Origin of the sequence: Streptomyces sp. NPDC002032, assembly GCF_042890765.1 — a bacterium.
GTDB lineage: Bacteria > Actinomycetota > Actinomycetes > Streptomycetales > Streptomycetaceae > Streptomyces.
In genome coordinates this window covers 16698-38818 of sequence record NZ_JBIASM010000024.1, presented here as the reverse complement: position 1 = coordinate 38818, position 22121 = coordinate 16698, and the positions used below count along the sequence as shown (strand labels likewise).

Sequence of the window (22121 nt, the reverse complement as noted above, 5' to 3'; positions counted from 1 at the left end):
GAGCGCCCCCGGGCCGGCCGCGCCCCCACCGCCGTGGGGGGGGCGCGGCCCGCGGGCTGTGCCGCCGTCCCCCCCGGGGGGGGTGGGGGGGGGGCGGCGGGGGGGGGGGGCCCCGCCCCCCGTCCCCGTACGGGCCGTGGGCGGGCCGGGGTCAGGGCCGCCGGGCGGAGCCGAGGACCGCCCCCGCGCAGCCGGCGAGGGCGAGCCCGGCGCACCAGGCGACGGCCGCGAACGCGTCGGCGCCGCACGGGCTGCCGGCCAGGAGCCCGCGCAGCGTCTCGGTGACCGGGGTGAGGGGCTGGTACCCGGCGAACTGCCGCACCCCGGCCCCCATCGTCGCCACGGGGACGAAGGCGCTGCTCAGGAACGGCAGCACGGCCGGCGCGAGGGCGGCCAGGCCCGCGGCGCGGGCGGAGCGCGCGGCGAGCCCGGCGGCGACGGCCAGCCAGCCGCCCGCGCAGCCGAGCAGCGCGAGGACGCCGAGGACCCCGAGCCAGTCGAGGGCGCCCGCCCCGGGGGCGAACCCCAGGGCGAAGGCCAGGGCGAGGAGGGCCGCGCAGGACACCAGGCAGCGCAGCACGGCGACGATGACGTGCCCCGCCGGCGCGCAGCCCCGGGGGACGTCCATGACCGTGAGCCGGTCGAGGACGCCCGTGGACACGTCGGCGCGCACCGCCGAGACGGTGGGCGCGAGCGCGCAGCCGGCGGCCAGGACGAGCAGGCCCGGCGTCACGTAGTCGACGTAGGCCCCGCCGGAGCCGAGCGCGCCGCCGAAGACGGTGACGGACACGAGCGCGATCACGGCCGGGACCAGGATCGCGGTGAGCGCCGGGGCCGGGTCGCGCACCGCGTGCCGCAGGGTGCGGCGCAGCAGGACGGCCGTGCCGGCCAGGGCCGTGGGCGAGGCGGTCACCGTACGACCGCCTCCTCGTCGGGGTGTCCGTCGCCGGGGTGGCCGGTCAGGGCGAGGCAGACGTCGTCGAGGCCGGGCCGGTGCACCGAGAACTCCTGGGCCTCGATGGAGTGGACGTCGAGCCGGTCCAGCAGGGCCCGCAGCGATCCGGTCTCGCCGTCGCCGGGCACCCGCAGGGTCAGTTCCTCGTCGTCGCGCGCCGCCCCGGCCAGCACCCGCGCCGCCGAGTCGAGTTCGTACAGGTCGGCGAAGCGGAACCGGACGTGGGTGCCGGGGACCCGGCGCCTCAGCTCCTCGGGGGTGCCCCGGGCGGCGAGCCGGCCCCGGTGGAGCACCGCGATCTGGTCGGCGAGCTGGTCGGCTTCCTCCAGGTGGCGGGTGGTGAGGAAGACGGTGGTGCCCTCGCAGACCAGTTCGCGGACGATGCCCCACACCGTGCGGCGGCTGCGCGGGTCGAGTCCGCTCGTCGGCTCGTCCAGGAAGAGCACCTGCGGGTCGCCGACGAGCGTCATCGCCAGGTCCAGCCTGCGGCGCATGCCGGCGGAGTAGGCCGAGGCCCGCTCGTCGGCGGCGTCCACCAGGTCGAAGCGCTCCAGCAGCCGGGCGACGGGGTGGCCGCCGGAGCGCACGCGCCGGAGGTCCGCCATCAGCCGCAGGTTCTCCCGGCCGGAGAGCAGGCCGTCCACGGCGGCGGTCCGGCCGCTCACCCCGATGGCCGCGCGCACCCGCCGGGTCTCGGTCGCCACGTCGTGCCCGGCGATCCGCACCGTCCCGGCGTCCGCCTTCGTCAGCGTCGTCAGGACGTCGTGGGTGGTCGTCTTGCCCGCCCCGGCCGGGCCGAGCAGGGAGAAGACCGATCCCGTGGCGACGGCGAAGTCGACGCCGTCGAGGACGACGTGGTCGCCGTACGCCTTGCGCAGCCCGCGGACCGAGATCGCGGAGCTCCTCATGCCCGCGCTGCCTTCGCTGCCTCCTCCGGGCCGCCGGCGGACTGCGCCTCGATGACGTCCAGCACCGCGCTCCCGGCGTCGACCAGGTACATGTGGTCGCCCGGGAACTCGGCGTAGGTGAAGCCGGCCGTGGTCGCGGCCCGCCACTGGCGGGCCTCCTCCGCGGTGACCAGGCCGTCGACGCTGCCGCGCAGCGAGCAGACCGGCACCGACACCGGTACGTCGGTGCTCGGTACGTAGCTCTCGTGCATCTCGCAGTCCGCCTGGAGGACGGGCAGGATCAGCTCGCGCATCTCCGGGTGGTCCAGGGCCTCGTGGCGGAACCCCGCGAACTCCTCGACCCGGGCGAGGAACTCCTCGTCCGGCAGGCCCGCCGCCCGCCGCTCGCGCTGGGTCCAGGGGCCCGGGGACCCGCTGACGACCAGCCGCTCGACGTGCACGCCGCGTGCGGTCAGCAGGTGCACCAGCTCGTAGGCGAGCACCGCGCCCAGGCTGTGCCCGAACAGGATGGTCCGGGCCCCCTCGCCGAGGTCGGCGACGATGTCGTCGACCGAGCCCTTGGCCGCTTCGTAGACGTCGCGGTACGGCTCCTCCATGATCCGCCGCTCGCGTCCGGGCAGCTCGACGGAGGCCACCCGCCACCGGCCGGCGGCCAGCTCGCGCCACGGGTGGAAGAAGGAGGGACCCGCTCCCGCGAAGGGCACGCACAGCAGCGTGGTCCGGTCCCCGTGTTCCGTGGACGTGCCGGGTTCTGACACCCCGACCAACCCCAATCATCCGTTCGGTGGTTCGTTGACATGGATGCGGCCCGCCGGGCCCGCTCAGGCCAGGTCCGCCAGCTTGCGGTTCAGGACCTCGAAGACCTCGGCCACGGGCCCGGGCAGGTTCATCTCGTGGTGGGTGGCGGCCACGTCGTGCTCCTCGATGGTGCCGAGGACGTACGGCTTCCACAGGTGGGCGTACATCTCGTCCTTGAGCGTGGCGTGGAAGAAGACCACGTCGCCGCGGTAGACCGGGGACTCCCAATCCATCATGAGGTTCGTGTTGTTGGCGAGGACCTTGGCCATGGCGTCCAGGAAGTCCTGCTGGTTGCCGGTGCCGATGTACTGGCCGAAGAACTCCTCCAGCTCGCCCCGGTAGTCCGCCACGGTCTTGTTGCGGTGGATCTCGCTCCAGCCCTGGCCGCCCGGCTGGGAGTCCAGGATGGCGGTGAGGGCGATCTCGTGCCCGCGCCGGTCCAGGCCCTCGGCGATGGCCTGGACGAGGGTGCCGCCGTAGGACCAGCCGATGAGGTTGAAGGGGCCTTCCGGCTGCACCTTCAGGATCTCCCCGATGAAGTGGTCGACCATCTCCTCGACCGACTCCACCAGCGGCTGCGCGCCGTCGGCGCCGCGGGACTGCAGGGCGTAGGCCGGCCGGTCCTTCACGTGCGTCACGAAGCTGAAGTAGGCCCAGCCTAGGCCGCCGCCGCCGTGGAAGAACCACAGGGGCTTCTTGCCGGTGCCCGGGTCGCTGTTGAGCGGGAGCACGACCCCGAACGGGTCGGCCACCTCGTCGGGGACGGCGCCGGCGAGGAGCAGCGCGGCCAGTTCGGCCACCGTGGGGAACTTGATGATCGTCCGCAGCGGCAGGTCGACGTCGAACTCCTTGCGGATGCGGACGCTGAGCCGGGTGGCGAGGAGCGAGTGGCCGCCGAGCGCGAAGAAGTCGTCGTCGACGGCGACGTGCTCCCTGCCGAGCAGTTCGCCGAAGACGGCGCACAGCTTCTCCTCGAAGGAGTTGCGCGGCGCCTGCCCGCTCACGGCGGGGGTGTGCTCCGACGGCAGCGCCTGGCGGTCGAGCTTCCCGTTCGGGGTCAGCGGGATCCGGTCGAGGGGGATCAGCGCGGCGGGCACCATGTACTCGGGCAGCAGGCCGCGCAGGTGCTCGTCCAGTGCGGCGAGCAGCCCGTCCACCTCGGCGGCGGAGCCGGCGCCGCCTCCGGCACCGGTACCGGCGCCGGAGGCGGGCACCACGTAGCCGACGACGCGCTTGTCGCCCTGCGCGCCCTCGCGCACCACGACCGCGGCCCGGGCCACGCCGGGGTGCCCGGCCAGCACGTGCTCGATCTCGCCCAGTTCGATCCGGAAGCCGCGGACCTTGACCTGGTGGTCGGTGCGCGCGAGGTACTCCAGCCGGCCGTCCCGGTTCCACCGCACCAGGTCCCCGGTGCGGTACATGCGCGCGCCGGCCGGGCCGAAGGGGTTCGCCACGAACCGTTCGGCGGTCAGCTCGGGCCGGTCCTGGTAGCCGCGGGCCACGCCGGCGCCCGCGATGTACAGCTCGCCCGGGACGCCGCGCGGGACGGGGTGCAGCCGCGCGTCGAGCACGTACACCCGGGTGTTCCCGACGGGCAGGCCGATCGCCACGCCGGCCCCGGCCTTCACGGGTGCCATGGTCGACCAGGTCGTCGTCTCGGACGGCCCGTACCAGTTGCCCACTTCGGCGGCCTGCTCGGCCAGCGTCTCGGCCAGCCGCGCCGGCACGGCCTCGGCGCCGGTGATGATCCGCAGGCCCTTCGCGGCCTGCGGCTCGTGCGTCAGCAGCATCTGCCAGAAGCCGGGCGTGGCCTGGACGACGCCGACCCCGTGGCGGCGCAGCAGCGCGGTGACGGCGGACGGGTCGGTGACGGCGTCCTTCTTCGCCAGGACCATGGTGGCGCCGCAGACGAACGGGAGGTACAGCTCGGTGTTGGCCATGTCGAAGGACACGGTGGTGCCGAACAGCATCCGCTCCCCCGCCGCCAGCGGGAACCGGCGCCGGGTCGCGGCCAGGAAGTTGGCGACCGCGCCGCGCGGGACCGTCACGCCCTTGGGGGTGCCCGTCGAGCCGGAGGTGTAGATCACGTACTGGGTGTTGTCGGGCCGCACGCTCACCTCGGGCGGCGAGTCCGGGTGGTGGGCGTAGTCCGCGGCGGCCAGGGCGTCGGCGTCGAGCACCAGCGCCGGCCCCGCCTGCCCGAGGACGAAGTCGATCCGGGAGCGGGGGTGGTCCGGGTCGATCGGCACGTACGCGCCGCCGGCCTTCAGCACGGCCAGCAGCGCCACCGGCAGGTTCGCGGTGCGGGGCAGGACGACGGCGACCAGCGACTCGGCGCGCACCCCGCGCTCGACCAGCCAGTGCGCCAGCCGGTTGGAGCGCGCCTCCAGTTCCCGGTAGGTGAGCGTCTCCTCCTCGGCGATCAGGGCGATGGCCTCCGGGTCGGCCTGCGCCCACCGGCGCAGGGCCCCGGCGATCCCGTCCTCCAGCGTCGGCTCGTCGGTGTCGTTCACCTCCTCCAGCAGCCGCTCCCGCTCGCCCGCGATGAGCACGTCGACGTCGCCGACGGACACCTCGGGGTCGGCGGCCAGCTGCTCCAGGACCCGCGCGTAGCGGGCGGCCATGTCCTCGACCGTGTCCCGGTCGAAGAGCTGGGTGGAGTACGAGATGTCCCCGCGCAGCGCCCCGGTCTCGTCGGTGGTCATGCTGAAGAACACGTCGACCTGGGTGGTCGCCAGGAGCGCCTGGCGGTACTCCACTTCGAGCCCGGCGAGCTCCAGGGACCACTTCTCGGTGTTCTGCCAGCCGCACATCACCTGGAAGAAGGGCCGGTAGGCGGCGGAGCGGTCGGGGTTGAGCTGTTCGACGAGCACCTCGAACGGCACGTCCTGGTGCTCGTAGGCGGTGAGGGCCTTGTCGCGCACCTGGGCGAGCAGGGCGGCGAAGGTCGGGGAGCCGGACAGGTCCATGCGGATGACGAGGTTGTTGACGAAGCAGCCGATCAGGTCGTTCAGCGCTTCGTCGGTCCGGCCGGCGATCGGGGTGCCGATGGGGATGTCCTCGCCCGCGCCGAGCTTGCTCAGCAGGACGCCGAGCGCGGCCTGCATGACCATCGACATGGTCAGTCCGCGTCCGTCGGCGAGCTTCTGCAGGCCGGTCATCACCTCCGCGGCGACCGGGATGGGGACCGCGTCGCCGTCCGTGCCCGCCTCCGCGGACCTCGGGCGGTCCAGCGGGAGGTCGAGCGGCTGCGGCACCCCGGCCAGTTCCTCGCGCCAGTACGCGATCTGGCGGGCGCCGAGGCTGTCCGGGTCGGCCAGGTCGCCGAGCACCTCGCGCTGCCACATCGTGTAGTCCTTGTACTGCACGGGCAGCGGCTCCCACTGCGGGGCCCGCCCGGCGCGGCGCGCGTTGTAGGCCGCGGCGAGGTCGCGGGCCAGCGGGGCGCCGGAGCTGCCGTCCGAGGCGATGTGGTGGATGACCAGCACCAGGACGTGCTCCTCGGGCCCGGAGCGCAGCAGGCGGGCCCGCAGGGGGATTTCGGCCGTCAGGTCGAACCAGTGCGCGACGGTCTCGTCGACCGCGGCGGAGACGCCCTCGGGGGTGACGTCGACCACCGGCACGCGCACCTGCTCGGCCGCCCGCTCCGTCGGAAGGATCAGCTGGTAGGGCTCGCCGTCGTCGTCGGTCAGGTAGGTGGTGCGCAGCACCTCGTGCCGGTCGACGATGTCGCGGAGCGCGGCGAGCAGGGCGTCCTCGTCCAGGGGCCCGGTCAGCCGGAACGCCGCCGACACGTTCCAGGTCTCCGCACCCTCCAGCTGGTGCAGGAACCAGGTGCGGCGTTGCACAAATGACAGCGGAATCATTGCTTCACTCCTCAGGCGAACATCTGGCGGAGACTGGGGCGACGGGGAGCGGCGGATTCCTCGTGCCACGCGGCGAGCGCGGCCACCGTCGGCAGGTCGAAGACCTTGCGGATGGGGATCTCGGTGCCCATCGCGGTGCGGGCCCGGCTGATGAGCCGGGTGGCGAGCAGGGAGTGCCCCCCGAGCTCGAAGAAGCTGTCGTCGATGCCGACCCGGTCCAGGCCGAGCACCTCGGCGAACAGCGCGGCCAGGCTCTCCTCGCGGGCGTTGCGGGGCGCCCGGTAGGGGGCGCCGGTGAACTCCGGCTCGGGCAGGGCGGCCCGGTCCAGCTTGCCGTTGGGCATCAGCGGGAAGCGGTCCAGGGCCACGAAGGCGGACGGCACCATGTACTCGGGCAGCCGCTCGGCGGCGAACCGGCGCAGCTCCTCGGGGCCGGTCCCGGCCGCCGCCACCACGTACGCGACGAGCTGCTTGCCGGTGCCGGACGCCTGCCGGGCGATGACGGCGGCCTGGGCGACGCCGGGGTGCGCGGTGAGCGCGGCCTCGACCTCGCCGGGCTCGACGCGGAAGCCGCGCACCTTGACCTGCGCGTCCCCGCGGCCCACGTACTCCAGCCGGCCCTCGTCGTTCCAGCGGGCCAGGTCACCGGTGCGGTACATGCGTGCGCCGGCCGGGCCGAAGGGGTCGGCGACGAAGCGTTCGGCGGTCGGGCCGGGGCGGCCGTGGTAGCCGCGGCCCACGCTGCCGCCGACGTAGAGCTCGCCGACGGCGCCCGGCGGTACGGGGTCCAGGGCGGGGCCCAGGACGTAGGTCCGCATGGTGGCGAGCGGGGTGCCGACGGGCTCGCCGCCGGCCCGGCCCGGGGCGCTGCCCGAGACGGTGTGGGTGGTGGCGTAGAACGACTCGCTCTGCCCGTAGGCGTTGACGACGCGCACGCCCGGGAAGGCGCCGCGCACCTTCTCGGCGAGTGCGGAGGGCAGGGCCTCGCCCGCGAAGACGAGCGTCTCGACCGTGGTGCGGCCGGCGATGTCGTCGACGAGCTCGGCGAACGCCGAGGGCACGGTGGAGATGACGGAGCCGCTCCAGCCGTCGCGTTCGCCGAGGACGAGGACGTCCCGGACCAGTTCGACGACGCCGCCGTGGGCGAGGGTGGTGAAGATCTCGAACACCGAGACGTCGAAGTTGACGGAGGTGCCGGCGAGGAGCCGCTTGCCCGGTGCCATGCCCACGCGCGGGGCGAGCTCCAGCACGCCGCCCACCACGTTCGCGTGGGTGATGGCGACGCCCTTCGGCGTGCCGGTGGAGCCGGAGGTGTACATCACGTACGCCAGCTGCCCGGCGTGGACGGCCGGCGCGGGGCCGGTGGCGCCGCCCGGCGCGCCGAGCGTGTCGAGCGTGTCGAGGAGGACGTCCGGGGCCGGGTGCGGCGGCAGGATGCCGGCGGTGGCGGAGTCGGTCAGGACCAGGTGCGGCCGGGCCTGCCCGAAGATGGCCGCGAGGCGGTGGCCGGGGTACTTGGGGTCGAGCGGAAGGTAGGCGCCGCCCGCCTTCAGCACCGCGAGGAGGGCGACGACCAGCTGCGCGGAGCGCGGCAGCGACAGGGCGACCACCGACTCCGGGCCCACCCCGCGCGCGGTGAGTTCGCGCGCCAGGCGGTCGGCGCGGTCGTTCAGTTCGCGGTAGGTGAGGGACGCGTCGTCGGCGGCCACGGCGACCTCGTCCGGGGTCCGCGCCGCCTGGGCCTCGACGAGGGCGTGGACGGTGACGTCCGGGGCGGGGACGGCGCCGGCGTGGACCTCGACGAGGAGGCGTTCGCGTTCGGCCGGGTCCAGCACGTCGAGGTCCGCGACGGACGGGCCGGGGGCGCAGGCCAGCTGCCGCAGGACGCGTACCAGGCGGGCCGCGATCGTCTCCACCGCGTCGCGGGTGAAGGCGTCCGGCGCGTACTGGAGGAGCAGCTCCAGGTGCGGGTCGGCCGCCGCCATCAGGGCCAGCGGGTAGTTGGTGGCCGTGGACGGGCGCAGGCCCGTGACGGCGATGCCGTCCGCGGCCTCGGCGGCGGCGCCCAGGCCCTCCCGGTCGACGGGGTAGGACTCGAAGACGACCAGCGTGTCGAAGAGGGAGGGCAGGCCGGCGGCCCGCTGGATCTGCGTGAGCCCGTGGTGGTGGTGGTCCAGGAGGGCGGCCTGGCGGTCCTGGAGCCGGCCCAGGACCTCGGCGACGGTGTCGCCGGGCGCGTACCGGACCCGTACGGGGACGGTGTTGATGAAGTTGCCGACCATCGAGGCGACGTCCGGCACGGCGGGCGGGCGCCCGGAGACGGTGGCGCCGAACACCACGTCCCGGCGGCCGGTGAGCCGGCCGAGCAGCAGCGCCCAGGCGCCCTGGACGAGGGTGTTGACGGTGACGCCCCAGCCGGCGGCGCGCCGGGCCAGTGCGCGGGCCTCCTCGGCGGGGAGCGCGACCGCGACCTCGCCGACGCCCTCGCCGACGCCGCGGCCGGTGTCGGCCCGGGAGCCGGGGGCGAGCAGGGTCGGCTCCTGGACGCCGTCGAGTTCGGCCGCCCACGCCCGGGCGGACTCCGCTTCGTCCTGCCCGGCGCGCCAGGACAGGAAGTCGCCGTAGCCGGGTGCGGCGGGCAGGGCGGCGGCCTCGCCGCGGGCCGCGTAGAGCAGCAGCAGGTCGCGCATCAGCAGGGGCAGGGACCAGCCGTCGAGGAGCACGTGGTGGCAGGTCATGACGAGTTCGGCGCGGCCGGGTTCGAGGAGGACGAGCGCGAGCCGCATCAGGGGCGGGGCGCCCGTGTCGAAGTGGGCGGCCCGGTCCTCGGCGAGGAAGCGTTCGAACGCCTCGTCGCGGCCGGCCGCGTCGGCCGCGGTCAGGTCGAGGTGCTGCCAGGGCAGGGTGGCCGCCCGCGCCGGCACCACCTGGACGACGTCTCCGTCGGCGCGGTCGACGAAGGCCGCGCGCAGGTTGGCGTGCCGCTCCAGCAGGGCCTGCCCGGCGCGGTGCATCCGCTCGGGGTCGACCGTGCCGTCGAGGTGGAAGACCATCTGCATGTGGTACGGGTCGAAGGACGATCCGGCGAGCGCGGTGTGGAAGAGCATGCCGGACTGCGCCGGGGTCGTCGGCCAGATCTCGGCCAGGGGGCCGAACCGGGCCTCCCAGGTGTCGATCTCCTGCTGGCCGACCCCGGCCAGGGGTGCGTCGCCCGGGGTCAGTCCGCCCGCGCCGGGGGCCGAGGCGTGCCGGGCCAGGGCGGTCAGCGCCCGCACCCACAGGGCGGCCAGGCCGCTCACCTCCGCGCGGGTGAGCACGCCGGTGGGGAAGGCGAGGGAGGCGGTCAGCTCCTCGCCGTCCGGGGCGGGGACGGCCACGGCCTCGATCTCCAGCGCGGAGAGCACCGGCATGTCGGGGTCGGGGGCCGCGGTCGGGTGCGGGTGGGCGGGGTCCGGGGTCCAGCCCTGGCCGCGCGGGTCTTCGGGGAGGCCGGCGGGGGAGGTCCGGCCGAGGTAGGTGAAGCCGATCTGCGGTTCGGCGCCGGTGGTCAGTGCGGCGGCCGTGGCGGGGTTGAGGTGGCGCAGCAGGCCGTAGCCGATGCCGTGGTCCGGTGCCGCCCGCAGCTGCTCCTTGACGGCCTTGACGGCCCGGCCGGCGGCCGGTCCGCCGGTGAGGGCGGCGGCCACGTCGACGCCGGTCAGGTCGAGGCGGACCGGGTACGCGGCGGTGAACGAGCCGAGCGTCCGCGACAGGTCGGCGCCGGGCGCGAGCCCTTCCTCGCGGCCGTGGCCCTCCCGGCGCACCAGCGTCGGGGAGGCGGGCACGCCGCGCTCGTGGCGCCAGTGGGCCACCGCCAGGGCGAGCCCCGCCAGCAGGGCGTCCTCGGGGCCGGCGCGGAACACCGCGGGCAGGGTGGTCAGCAGGGTCTCGGTGAGGCCGGCCGGGAGGGTGACCCGTACGGTGTCCACGGTGGCGGCGACGTCACGCGCCGGGTCCGGCCGCCGGGCTCCGAGCACGGGCTCGTCGGTGCGCAGGATCTCCTGCCAGAGCGGCAGTTCGCGGGCCACCCGCTCCGGGTCGGCCGCCGCCTCGGTCAGGGCGTGCGCCCACCGGCGCCACGAGGTGCCCGCCGGGGCGGGCCGCGCGGTGGTGCCGCCCCGGACCCGCTGCCAGGCCTCGGCCAGGCCGGCCGGCAGGATCCGCCAGGACTCCCCGTCGACGGCCAGCCGGTGCAGCACGATCAGCAGCCGGTCCGGGCCGGTGGCGCCGCTGAAGCGGACGAACTGCGCCATGACGCCCGCGTCCGGGTCCAGCCGGCCGGCGGCGGCGTCCAGTTCGGCGTGCACGTCGGCGTCGCCGGGGACCTCCCGCAGCAGCGCGTCCGCGTCGACGGTGCCGGGCGGCGCGATCAGCAGGGCCGCCCGGGTGCGCTCCAGGCGGGAGCGCAGCACGTCGTGCCGGTCCAGTACGGCCCGCAGCGTGGCGAGCAGCTCGGTGCGGCCGATGCCCTCGGGCAGGGTCAGCAGCCGGGACGTGGACAGCCGGCCGATGCCGCCGCCGCGGGCGAGGACGTGCGCCGCCATCGGGGGCAGCGGGGCCGTGCCGACGGCGCCGCCGGGCAGTTCGGCGAGGGTCACGCGTTCCCCGGACCGGCCTTCGGCCAGCTCCGCGAGCCGGGCGACGGTGCGGTGCTCGAAGACCTCGCGGGTGCTGACCGCGATGCCGAGCGCCCTGGCCCGTACGACGACCTGGATGGAGCGGATGCTGTCTCCGCCGATGGTGAAGAAGTCGTCGTCGACGCCGACCGCCGGCAGGCCGAGCACGTCGGCGAACAGGGCGCTGAAGGCCTCCTCGTGCGGGCCGCTCGGGGCGCGGCCGGCCGGCGCCCGCGTGTGGTCCGGCGCGGGCAGCGCCCGCCGGTCCACCTTGCCGGCCGGGGACAGCGGTATCTCCGTGAGCGGTACGAGCGCGGTGGGCACCATGTAGTCGGGCAGCCGTCCGCGCAGGTAGCCGGGCAGTTCGGCGAGCAGCGGGCCGATCGCCTCGGGGTCCCCGGACGCGGGCACGACGTAGCCGACGACGCGCTTGGCGCCCTGGCCGGACTGCGCGTCCTGGCCGGACTGCGCGTCCTGGCCGCCCTGGCCGTCCTGCGCGTCCTCGCGGACGACGACCACGGCCCGGGCCACGCCGGGGTGTCCGGCCAGGGCGTGTTCGATGTCGCCGAGTTCGATGCGGAAACCGCGGACCTTCACCTGGAAGTCGGTGCGTCCGACGTACTCCAGGCGGCCGTCGCGGCCCCAGCGCACCAGGTCCCCGGTGCGGTACATCCGGCTGCCGGCGGGGCCGTACGGGCAGGGCACGAAGCGGTCGGCGGTCAGGTCGGGCCGGCCGAAGTAGCCCCGGGCGAGCCCGTCTCCGGCGATGTACAGCTCGCCGCGCACCCCGCGCGGGACGGGCCGCAGGGCGGGATCGAGGACGTAGACGCGGGTGTTGCCGATGGGCGCGCCGATCGTCACGGCGGCGCCCTCCTCGACGGGCGCCGTGGTCGACCAGATCGTCGTCTCGGTGGGCCCGTAGACGTTCTGCACCTCGGCGGCCCGGCCGGCCAGCGCGTCGGCCAGCCGGGGCGGCAGGGCCTCGCCGCCGACCAGGATCCGCAGCCCCTGCGGGGCGGCCGGCTCGTGCGTCGCCAGGACCTGCCAGAACGCGGGGGTGGCCTGGACGACGGTGACGGCGTGCCGGCGCAGCGCCCGCACGACGGCCGCCGGATCGGTGACGGTGTCCTTGCCCGCGAGCACCACCGCCGCTCCGGAGACCAGGGGCAGGTACAGCTCCAGGGCGGCGATGTCGAAGGAGACCGTCGTCACCGCGAGCCAGCGGTCGGCGGGCGAGAGCGGGACCCGCCGGCCCATGGTGGCCAGGAAGTTCTCCAGTGCGCCGCGCGGGATCGCGACGCCCTTCGGCTTGCCGGTCGAGCCCGAGGTGTAGATGACGTACGCGGTGTTCTGCGGCCGCACCCGCGGGGCGGGCGCGGAGTCGGGGCAGCCGGAAAGGTCCGCGCCGGCCAGCGTCTGCGGGTCGAGCACGAGCGCGGGGCGGGCGTCGTCGAGGATGTGGGCGATGCGGGAGGCCGGGTGGTCCGGGTCGACCGGGAGGTAGGCGGCGCCCGCCTTCAGGACGGCCAGCAGGGCGACGACGAGGTCCGCGGAGCGGGGCAGGCGGACGGCCACCAGCGACTCCGGCCGCACGCCGCGGCCCATCAGCCAGTGCGCCAGCCGGTTGGCCCGCGCCTCCAGCTCCGCGTAGGTCAGCGAGCAGTCCTCCGCGGCGACGGCGAGCGCCCCGGGTGTGGTGCGCGCGTGGTGGGAGAGCGCCCGGGTCAGGCCGGGGCCGGGCGTCGGCTCGGCCGTGTCGTTGGCCGTGCGCAGCAGCCACGTCCGCTCGTCGGTGTCGAGGACGTCGATGTCGGCGATCGCCTTGTCCGGGTCGGCGACGGCCTGCTCGACGACGCGCACGAACCGGTCGACGATCGCGGCGGCCGTCGCGGGGTCGAACAGGTCGGCCGCGTACTCCAGCCGGCCGTGGGCGCGGCCGGAGGCGTCCGGGACGATGTTGAAGTACAGGTCGAACTTGGCGGTGTCGGTGCCCACGGCGACGGGGGTGACCCGCAGCCCCGGGATCTCGATGGCCGGCCAGACGAACTGCCAGGCCAGCATCACCTGGAACAGCGGCGGGTAGGCGGTGGACCGCTCCAGGTCGAGCAGCTCCACCAGCCGTTCGAACTGGACGTCCTGGTTGTCGTACGCGGCGAGGGCCTTGTCCCGCACCTGCTCCAGGACGTCGGTGTACGACGGTCCGCGCGACAGGTCGGCGCGCAGCACCCAGGTGTTGACGAAGAACCCGACGAGATCGGCGAGGGCCTCGTCGGTGCGGCCCGCGATGGGGCTGCCGATGGTGACGTCCTCGCCGGCGCCGAGCTTGCCCAGCAGGACGGCGAGCGCGGCCTGGGCGGCCATCGGCAGGGTGGCGCCGTGTCCGGCGGCCAGCTTGCCGAGGCCCGCGACCACCTCGGCCTCCAGCAGGAAGTCGACGTGGCCGCCGCGGTGGCTGATCACCCGGGGCCGGGGCCGGTCCAGGGGCAGCTCGACCGGCTGCGGGACCCCGTCCAGTTCCTTCTCCCAGTAGGCGAGCTGTGGTGCGGCGACGCCCTCCTCGCCGCCGTCCTCGCCCAGCAGCTGCCGCTGCCACAGCGTGTAGTCCTTGTACTGGACCGGCAGCGGCTCCCAGCGCGGTGCGCCGCCGTCCAGCCGGGCCGTGTACGCGGACACCAGGTCCCGCAGGAAGGGCCCCATCGACGAGCCGTCCGCGGCGATGTGGTGGAAGACGAACGCCAGGACGTGCTCCTGCGGGGAGATCCGCAGGACGGTGGTGCGCAGCGGAAGTTCCGTCTCCAGGTCGAATCCCCGGGAGACCGTCTCGCGCAGGGCGGCGTCCACCGCGTCCGCGCTCACGTCGGCCACCAGGAAGGCGGGGGCCGCGTCGTGCGGGGGCAGGATCAGCTGTTCGGGGGTGCCGTCCGCGTCCTCGGCGATCAGCGTGCGCAGGCTGTCGTGGCGGTTGGCGACGTCGGTGACCGCCGCGTGCAGGGCCGCCGTGTCCAGGGGCCCGTCCAGGCGCAGCACGAAGGGGATGTTGTAGGTCGAGGTCGGGCCCTCCAGATGGTGGAGGAACCACATCCGGCGCTGGGCGAAGGACAGCGGGATCATCGACGCGTCTCCGATACGGTCATCTGGCCGAGCCTGGGGCGCAGCGGGGGACGGTTCGACGTGGCCAGTTCCTCGATCTGCGCCGCCAGCTGGGCGACGGTGGGGTGGCGGAAGACGGTGGTGACCTTCACGTCGACGTCGAGCGCGGTGCGGATGCGGCCGATCAGCCGGGTGGCCAGCAGCGAGTGGCCGCCGTGGTCGAAGAAGTCGACGTCGACGCCGACCTCGTCCACGCCCAGCAGTTCGGCGAACAGCCGGCACAGGACCTCTTCCCTGGGGGTGCTCGGTGCCCTTCCGGCCGCGGCTTCGGTGTGGTCGGGGGCGGGGAGCGCCTTGCGGTCGAGCTTCCCGCTGGGTGTGACGGGGAGTTCGGGGAGCGCGATGACCGCCGAGGGGACCATGTACTCCGGCAGCCGTTCGCGGGCCAGGGCCGTCAGGGCCGCCGGGTCGGGGCCGCCGGCGCCGGGCGCCGCGTCGGCGGGCACCACGTAGGCGACGAGCCGCTGGTCGCCGGGGCGGTCCTCGCGCACCAGGGCCACGGCGGCGCCGACGGCCGGGTGTGCGGCCAGGACGTTCTCGATCTCGCCCAGTTCGATGCGGAAGCCGCGGACCTTGACCTGGAAGTCGGTGCGGCCGATGTACTCGATCTGGCCGTCGCGGTTCCAGCGCACCAGGTCCCCGGTGCGGTACATGCGCGATCCCGGCTCCCCGAAGGGGCAGGCCACGAACCGGCCCGCGGTCAGCGCGGTGCGGCCCAGGTAGCCGCGGGCGAGCCCGGTCCCCGCCAGGTACAGCTCGCCGGGGACCCCGGGCGCCACCGGCCGCAGCGCGCCGTCCAGGACGTAGACCCGGGTGTTCCAGACGGGCGCGCCGATCGGCACCCGGTCGGCGCCGGGCACATGCCGGTGGGCGGTGACCTCCACCGAGGCCTCGGTGGGCCCGTAGAGGTTGTACACCCCGCAGTGCGGCAGGACCTCGGCGACGGTGTTGGCCAGCGCCGGCGGGAACGCCTCGCCCGCGACCTCGATCCAGCGCAGGGCGGTGCACTCCTTCGCGGCGGGTTCGGCGATGAACGCCCCGAGCAGGGAGGGCACGAAGTCGGCGCCCGTCACCCGCTCGCGCCGGACGAGGTCGGCGAGGTAGGCCGGGTCGCGGCGCCCGTCGGGGCGGGCGATCACCACGGCGGCGCCGGCCTGGAGCGGTGCGAACAGCTCCGGCACCGATACGTCGAAGCTGGCCGTCGTGCTCAGCAGCACCCGGTCCTCGGGGCCGACGCCGAAGTGCGCCAGGCCCCACTTGAGCCGGTTCATGATGGCGCGGTGGGCCACCTGCACGCCCTTGGGGCCGCCGGTGGAGCCGGAGGTGAAGATGACGTACGCGGCGTGGTCGGGCGACAGCGCCCGCCGGGGGTCGGTGTCCGGCAGGGCGGACACGTCAGGGAGGGCGCCGTCCAGCACCAGCAGCGGCCGCGCGCCGTCCAGGACGTGGCGCACCCGGTCCTCGGGCAGTTCGGTGTCCACCGGTACGTAGGCGGCTCCGGCCTTGACGACGGCGTAGATGGCCACCATCAGGTCGACGGAGCGCGGGATGCGCACGGCGACCAGCCGCTCGGGGCCCGCGCCCCGTTCGATCAGCCAGTGCGCGAGCCGGTTGGCGCGCCGGTTGAACTCCCCGTAGGTCAGGGTCTCGTGCTCGCCGATCAGGGCCACCCGGTCGGGGTCCCGTGCCACCTGGGCCTCGAAGGCGCCCGGCAGGGTGTCCGGGGCGACGTCGGCGGCCGTGTCGTTGACCTCGCCGACCAGCCAGTCCCGTTCCCGCCGTGAGAGCACCTCCAGGGCGCCGACGGGCCGCCGGGGGTCTTCGAGCACCTGCTCCAGGACGCGGACGAGGCGGGCGGCGATCTCCTCGGCGGCCCCGTGATCGAAGAGGTTGGTCTGGTAGTCGAGGGAGAGCCGCAGGTAGGGGTCGGAGGCGTTGAGGGTGAGCGGGTAGTGGGAGCCGGCGAACGGGCGGATGGCGTCGATGGTGAAGCCGGCCGAGTCGTTCGCCTCGACGATGCCCTCGCGGTCGATCGGATAGTTCTCGAAGACGACGATCGTGTCGAACAGGGCCGGCAGGCCGACGCCGCGCTGGATGTCGGCCAGTCCGTAGTAGTGGTGGTCGAGCAGGGAGATCTGCCGGTCCTGGAGGTCGGTGATGACCTCGCCCACGGTCTGGTCCGGCCGGCAGACCACCCGGGTCGGCAGGGTGTTGATGAACAGGCCGACCATCTCGTCCGAGCCGGCCAGGTCGGCCGGGCGGCCGTTGACGGCGGCGCCGAACACCACGTCCCGCTGCCCGGTCAGCTTGGAGAGCAGCACGGCCCACGCGCCCTGGAGGAGCGTGTTGAGGGTGACGCCGAGTTCGGCGGCGCGGCGGGCGAGTTCGCGCCCCTTGTCGATGGACAGCGGGACCTCGACCCGGCCGAGGCGGGACGCCTCGCCCTTCTCGGGAAGGCCCGCGGCCAGCAGGGTCGGCTGCTCGAACCCGTCGAGCTCGCGCTGCCACCGGGCGGCGGAGGCGTCCCGGTCCTGCCGGGAGAGCCAGCCGAGGTAGTCGCCGTAGCTCCGGACGGGCGCGAGCTCCTCGGTGCCCGCGTACAGCCGGACCAGGTCCTTGATCACCAGCGGTGAGGACCAGCCGTCGAAGAGGGTGTGGTGGGCCGTGATCAGGAGCTTCGCCTTGTGCGGCCCGCAGGTGATCAGGGCCAGGCGCAGCAGCGGCGGCCGGGTGGGGTCGAGCTGGTCGGCGCGGTCGGCGGCGAGGGTCCGGCCCAGCTCGGCTTCCTGTTCCGCCTCGCCGAGACCGGTGAGGTCGAGGTGGCGCCAGGGCACGTCGACGTGTTCCGCGACGACCTGGACGGGATCGCCGTCGGCTCCGGTGAGGAACGCGGAGCGCAGGTTGGGGTACCGGTCGAGGAGCGCCTGTCCGGCCGCCCGCATGCGCGCCGGGTCGACGTGTCCGCTCAGGTGCAGGACGAACTGCATGTGGTAGACGTCGAAGGCGCCGTCGGCGAGCGCCGCCTGGAACTGGATGCCGGACTGGCCCGGGGCCTGCGGCCACACCTGCACGAGGCGGCCGTAGCGCTCCTCCCACGCGTCGATCTCGGCCTGGCGCACCGGGACCAGCGGGGCGTCGGAGGGCGTGAGCCCGCCCGCTTCGGGACGGTCGGCGTGGGCGGCCATGCCGTGCAGCACCTGGACCCACAGCGCGGCCAGTTCGGCGGTCCGCTCGCGGGAGAGCACCCCGGTGGGGAACATGAAGACGGCTTGCAGCCGGGTGCCCTCGGGGGTGTCGGTGACGACCGAGTTGACCTCCAGCGCGGACAGGGCGGGCAGGTCCGGGTCGGGCATCGGGATCAGCTCGGAGGACCAGTCGGCGGGGACCCAGCCCTCGGCGCGCAGGTGCTCGGGGACGTCCGCGTCGGAGATCCGGCCGAGGTAGTTGAAGCCGATCTGCGGCGCCGGGTACTCGGCGAGCTGTTCGGCGGTCTCCGGGTTCAGCCAGCGCAGGAGTCCGTAGCCCACGCCCTTGTCGGGGACCGCGCGCAGCTGCTCCTTGACCCGCTTGAGGGCCGTGCCGGCGGCGGGGCCGCCCGTCAGCACGTCGGCCAGGTCCACGCCCCGTACGTCGACCCGGGCCGGGTACATGCTGGTGAACCAGCCGACGGTGCGGGAGAGGTCGGCGCCGGGGACGACGTCCTCCTCGCGGCCGTGGCCCTCCAGCCGGACCAGGGTGGAGCGGTCCGTGCCGCGCCAGGCGTTCACGGCGAGGGCGAGCGCGGCGAGCAGGACGTCGGTGCCGGTGCCCTTGTACGCGGCGGGCAGCCTGGTCAGCACGGCCTCGGTGACGTCGGCGGGCAGCTGCACCCGTACGGTGTCGAGGGTGGACATCAGGTCCACGGCGGGGTCGAACCCACGGGCGCCCAGCGGGGGGTTGGGCGCTTCGAGCAGGTCCCGCCAGTATTCAAGCTCCTCTTCGCGCTCCGGGGAGAGCGCCTCGGTCTCCAGCGCCGCCGCCCAGCGGCGGGCGGAGGTGGCGACCTCGGGCAGCTCGGGCGCGGCGCCGGATCGGACCTGCTGCCAGGCCTCGGCGAGGTCGGACATCAGGATGCGCCAGGAGACGCCGTCGACCACGAGGTGGTGCAGGACGACGAGCAGCCGGCCGGCGCCGGTGTCCGGGGCGAACCAGACGAAGTCGGCCATGGTGCCGGCTTCCGGGTCGAGCCGGCCGGCCGCGGCTTCGAGTTCCGCCTTCGCGGCCTCCAGCGTGGCGGGCTCCTCCCAGCGGCCGTCGCAGTCGACGCGGTGGATCAGCTCCGCCGCCCGTACGGCGCCCCGCGGGCGCACGACGAGGGAGGAGCCGCCGTCGCGCACCAGCCGCGAGCGCAGCAGGTCGTGCCGGTCGAGCACGGCGTCCAGGGTCGCGGCCAGGCCGGCCGCGTCGATGGTGCGGGGCAGCTCCAGGACGAGGGACATGGCGAAGCGGTCGATGCCGCCGCCGTGTTCGAACACGTGCCGGGCGACCGGCTGGAGCGCCATCGGGCCGACGCCGCCGCCCTCCAGTTCCTCCAGCGCGGGCACCTGGTCGCGGCGGTCGGCGGCCACTTCGGCCAGCCGGGCCGCGGTGCGGCATTCGAAGATCTCCCGGGTGGAGACGGTCAGGCCCCGGGCCCGGGCCCGGGCCACGACCTGGATCGAGCGCAGGCTGTCGCCGCCGACGGCGAAGAAGTCGTCGTCGACGCCGACCCGGTCCACGCCGAGGACGTCCGCGTACGCCGCGGTGATGATCTTCTCGGCCTCGGTGCGCGGCTCCCGGTAGGCCTCGCCGAGGAACTCCGGTTCGGGCAGCGCCGAGCGGTCCAGCTTGCCGGTCGGTCCGAGGGGCAGCCGGCCGACGGCCACGAAGGCGGAGGGCACCATGTAGTCGGGCAGCCGGGCCGCGACGAACTTGCGCAGCTCGGCGGCCGAGGCCCCGGCCTGCACGTCGACGTCGCCGATGCCGCCGGCGCCGTCGTCGCCCACGGCGCCCTCGCCGGTGTGCACCACGTACGCGACGAGCCGGCGGCCGCCGCCCGAGGACACCTCCCGGCTGATCACCACGGCCTCGCTGATGCCGGGGTGGGCGGTGAGCGCCGCCTCGACCTCGGCCGTCTCGATGCGGAAGCCGCGCACCTTGACCTGGCCGTCACCGCGGCCGACGCACTCCAGACGGCCCTCGTCGTTCCAGCGGGCCAGGTCGCCGGTGCGGTACATGCGTGCGCCCGCGGGGCCGAAGGGGTTCGCCACGAAGCGCTCGGCGGTCAGGGCGGGGCGGCCGTGGTAGCCGCGGCCGAGGCAGGTGCCGACGACGTACAGCTCGCCGATCACGCCCTGCGGCACCGGGGTGAGGCCCGGGCCCAGCACGTAGGCGCGCATGTTGCCGAGGGGGGTGCCGATGGGCGCGACGTCGCCGTCGGCCCACTGCGCGTCGGCGGCGAGGGAGAAGGCGGTGGCGTAGAAGCTCTCGCTCTGTCCGTAGGAGTTGACGATCTGCGCGTCGGGCAGGGCCTCGCGCACCTGGCGCACCAGCCGGGCGGGCAGCACGTCGCCCGCGAAGACGACGGCGCGCACGTCGGGCGCCTTCTCCAGCTGGCCCAGCAGTTCCCCGAGGACCGAGGGGACGCCGCTGATGACGTGGCCGTCCCAGCCGCCGCGCTCGCCGAGCGCCAGGGCGTTGGCCACCACCTCGGCGGTGCCGCCGGTGGACAGGGTGGTCAGCAGCTCGAAGACGGAGACGTCGAAGTTGACGGAGGTGCCGGCCAGCATCTTCCAGCCGGGCGCCACGTCGAGGACGCGCACCAGCTCGCGCACGCCGTTGACGACGCTCCGGTGGGTGATCGCGGCGCCCTTCGGCTTGCCGGTGGAGCCGGAGGTGTACATGACGTACGCCAGGTTGTCGGGGCCCAGGGGCGCGGTGCGGCGGGCGTCGTCCGGGGCGCCCCCGGGCGTCCGCCAGCCGGCGCGCTCGTCGAGGTCGACCACCGGCAGGCCGTGCGCGGGCAGCTCCCGGCCGGTCGCGGTGTCGGTGACCACGAACCGCGGGCGGGCCTCGTCCAGCACGGTGCGCGCCCGGCCACCGAGGTACTGCGGGTCCATCGGCACGTAGCCGGCGCCGGACTTGAGGATGCCGAGCAGGCCGACGACGAGCTCCTCGGTGCGCGGCAGCGCGAGGACCACCAGGTCCTCGGGGCCGGCGCCGCGCCGGACGAGTTCCCACGCGAGGGCGTTCGCCCGGTCGTCGAGCTCGCGGTAGCTCAGCGTCCGCTCCCCGCACACGATCGCCGGGGCGTCCGGGGTCCGGGCCGCCTGGGCTTCGAACAGCTCGGGGACGGTCAGCCCGGACTCCGTCGTGGCGGTGTCGTTGTACGTGGTGAGCAGGCGGTGGCGCTCGGCCTCTCCCAGCACCTCGACGGCGCCGATGCGGCGCCCGGCGTCGGCCACGAGGCCGCCCAGGACGCGCACGAACCGGTCCGCGAGGTTCTCCACGGTGGCCCGGTCGAACAGGTCGGTGGCGTACTCCAGGCGGACGCCCGCCCCGCCGGAGGCGTCGGGGATCATGTTGAAGAACAGGTCGAACTTGGCCGTCCCGGTCTCCAGCGTCTCGGGCTCGACCCGGAGCCCGGCGAACTCCAGTTCGCCCAGGGGCTCCTGCCAGGCGAGCATCACCTGGAAGAACGGGTGGTAGGCGATGGACCGGTCCGGGTTGAGCAGCTCCACCAGCCGCTCGAAGGGGATGTCCTGGTTGTCGTACGCGGCCAGCGCGCGGTCGCGGACCCTGTCGAGGAGCTCGCGGAAGGTCGGGTTCCCGGAGAGGTCGACGCGCAGGACCCAGGTGTTGACGAAGAAGCCGACGAGATCGCGCAGTTCCTCGTCGGTGCGGCCCGCGATCGGCGCGCCGAGCGGTATGTCGTCGCCGCATCCGAGGTGGTGCAGGAGCACCGCCAGCGCCGACTGCATGACCATGGAGACGGTGATGTCCTGCTGCGCGGCCAGTTCCTCCACCGCGGCGAGGAGACCGGCGCCGACCGGGAACTCGACGAGGCCGCCGTCGGGGCCGGTGCGCTTGGGGCGCGGGCGGTCCGTGGGCAGGGCCAGCGGCTGCGCCATGCCGGCGAGGGCCTCGCGCCAGTAGGCGAGCTGCCGGGCCGCCAGGCTGTCCGGGTCGGACTCGTCGCCGAGGACGTCGCGCTGCCACAGGGTGTAGTCCGCGTACTGGACGGGGAGCGGCTCCCAGGCCGGGGCGGTGCCCGCGCGGCGCGCCGAGTACGCCGTGGTCAGGTCGCGCAGCAGCGGGCCGAGGGACTCGCCGTCCAGGGCGATGTGGTGCACCACCAGGACCAGGGTGTGGGCCCGCGCCGCGGTCCGCACCAGCGTGGCGCGGATCGGGACGTCGACGGCCAGGTCGAAGGTCCGGGTGGCGGCGTCGGCGACGGCGGCCGCCCGCCGCTCCTCGGTGACCTCGACGAGCCGCAGGGCGAACGGCTCCTCGCCGGAGGGGAGCACCTGCTGGTGGGGGACGCCGTCGCCGTCCTCGACGATGACCGTGCGCAGGACCTCGTGCCGGTCGACGACGTCGTGGAGCGCCGCACGGAGCGCGTCCACGTCCAGCTCACCGGTCAGCCGCAGGGCGAATGCGCCGTTGTAGGTCGGCGAAGGGCCTTCGAAGCGGTCCACGAACCACAGCCGACGCTGCGCGAACGACAACGGAATCATTGTTTCTCCAATATCGGCAGGACTACCAGTGAGCG

At 74.9% G+C, this 22121-nt stretch carries 6 protein-coding genes; all 6 read right to left on the bottom strand.

Features of this window, described 5'->3' with window-relative positions; genetic code table 11:
• Window positions 1–151: 151 nt before the first annotated feature.
• Window positions 152–913: an ABC transporter permease gene (locus ACFYYT_RS33640; RefSeq protein ID WP_385317759.1), complete on the bottom strand. Its 762-nt coding sequence runs from the start codon at window positions 911–913 to the stop codon at window positions 152–154.
• Complete coding sequence (locus tag ACFYYT_RS33635; protein WP_351826726.1) at window positions 910–1863, bottom strand: ATP-binding cassette domain-containing protein; 954 nt, start codon at window positions 1861–1863, stop codon at window positions 910–912. The genes ACFYYT_RS33640 and ACFYYT_RS33635 overlap by 4 nt, the downstream gene beginning before the upstream one ends.
• The gene (locus tag ACFYYT_RS33630) at window positions 1860–2621 is read right to left on the bottom strand and encodes an alpha/beta fold hydrolase (RefSeq protein ID WP_351826727.1); all 762 of its coding nucleotides are present in this window, start codon (window positions 2619–2621) and stop codon (window positions 1860–1862) included. Before ACFYYT_RS33630 ends, ACFYYT_RS33635 begins: the two co-directional genes overlap by 4 nt.
• Window positions 2622–2684: 63 nt before the next feature.
• Complete coding sequence (locus ACFYYT_RS33625) at window positions 2685–6527, bottom strand: amino acid adenylation domain-containing protein (protein WP_351826728.1); 3843 nt, start codon at window positions 6525–6527, stop codon at window positions 2685–2687.
• 11 nt (window positions 6528–6538) lie between these two features.
• A complete protein-coding gene (locus ACFYYT_RS33620; protein WP_351826729.1) occupies window positions 6539–14293 on the bottom strand; it encodes an amino acid adenylation domain-containing protein in 7755 nt (2584 codons plus the stop codon).
• The gene (locus ACFYYT_RS33615) at window positions 14290–22086 is read right to left on the bottom strand and encodes an amino acid adenylation domain-containing protein (RefSeq protein WP_351826730.1); all 7797 of its coding nucleotides are present in this window, start codon (window positions 22084–22086) and stop codon (window positions 14290–14292) included. Before ACFYYT_RS33615 ends, ACFYYT_RS33620 begins: the two co-directional genes overlap by 4 nt.
• Between the last annotated feature and the right edge of the window lie 35 nt (window positions 22087–22121).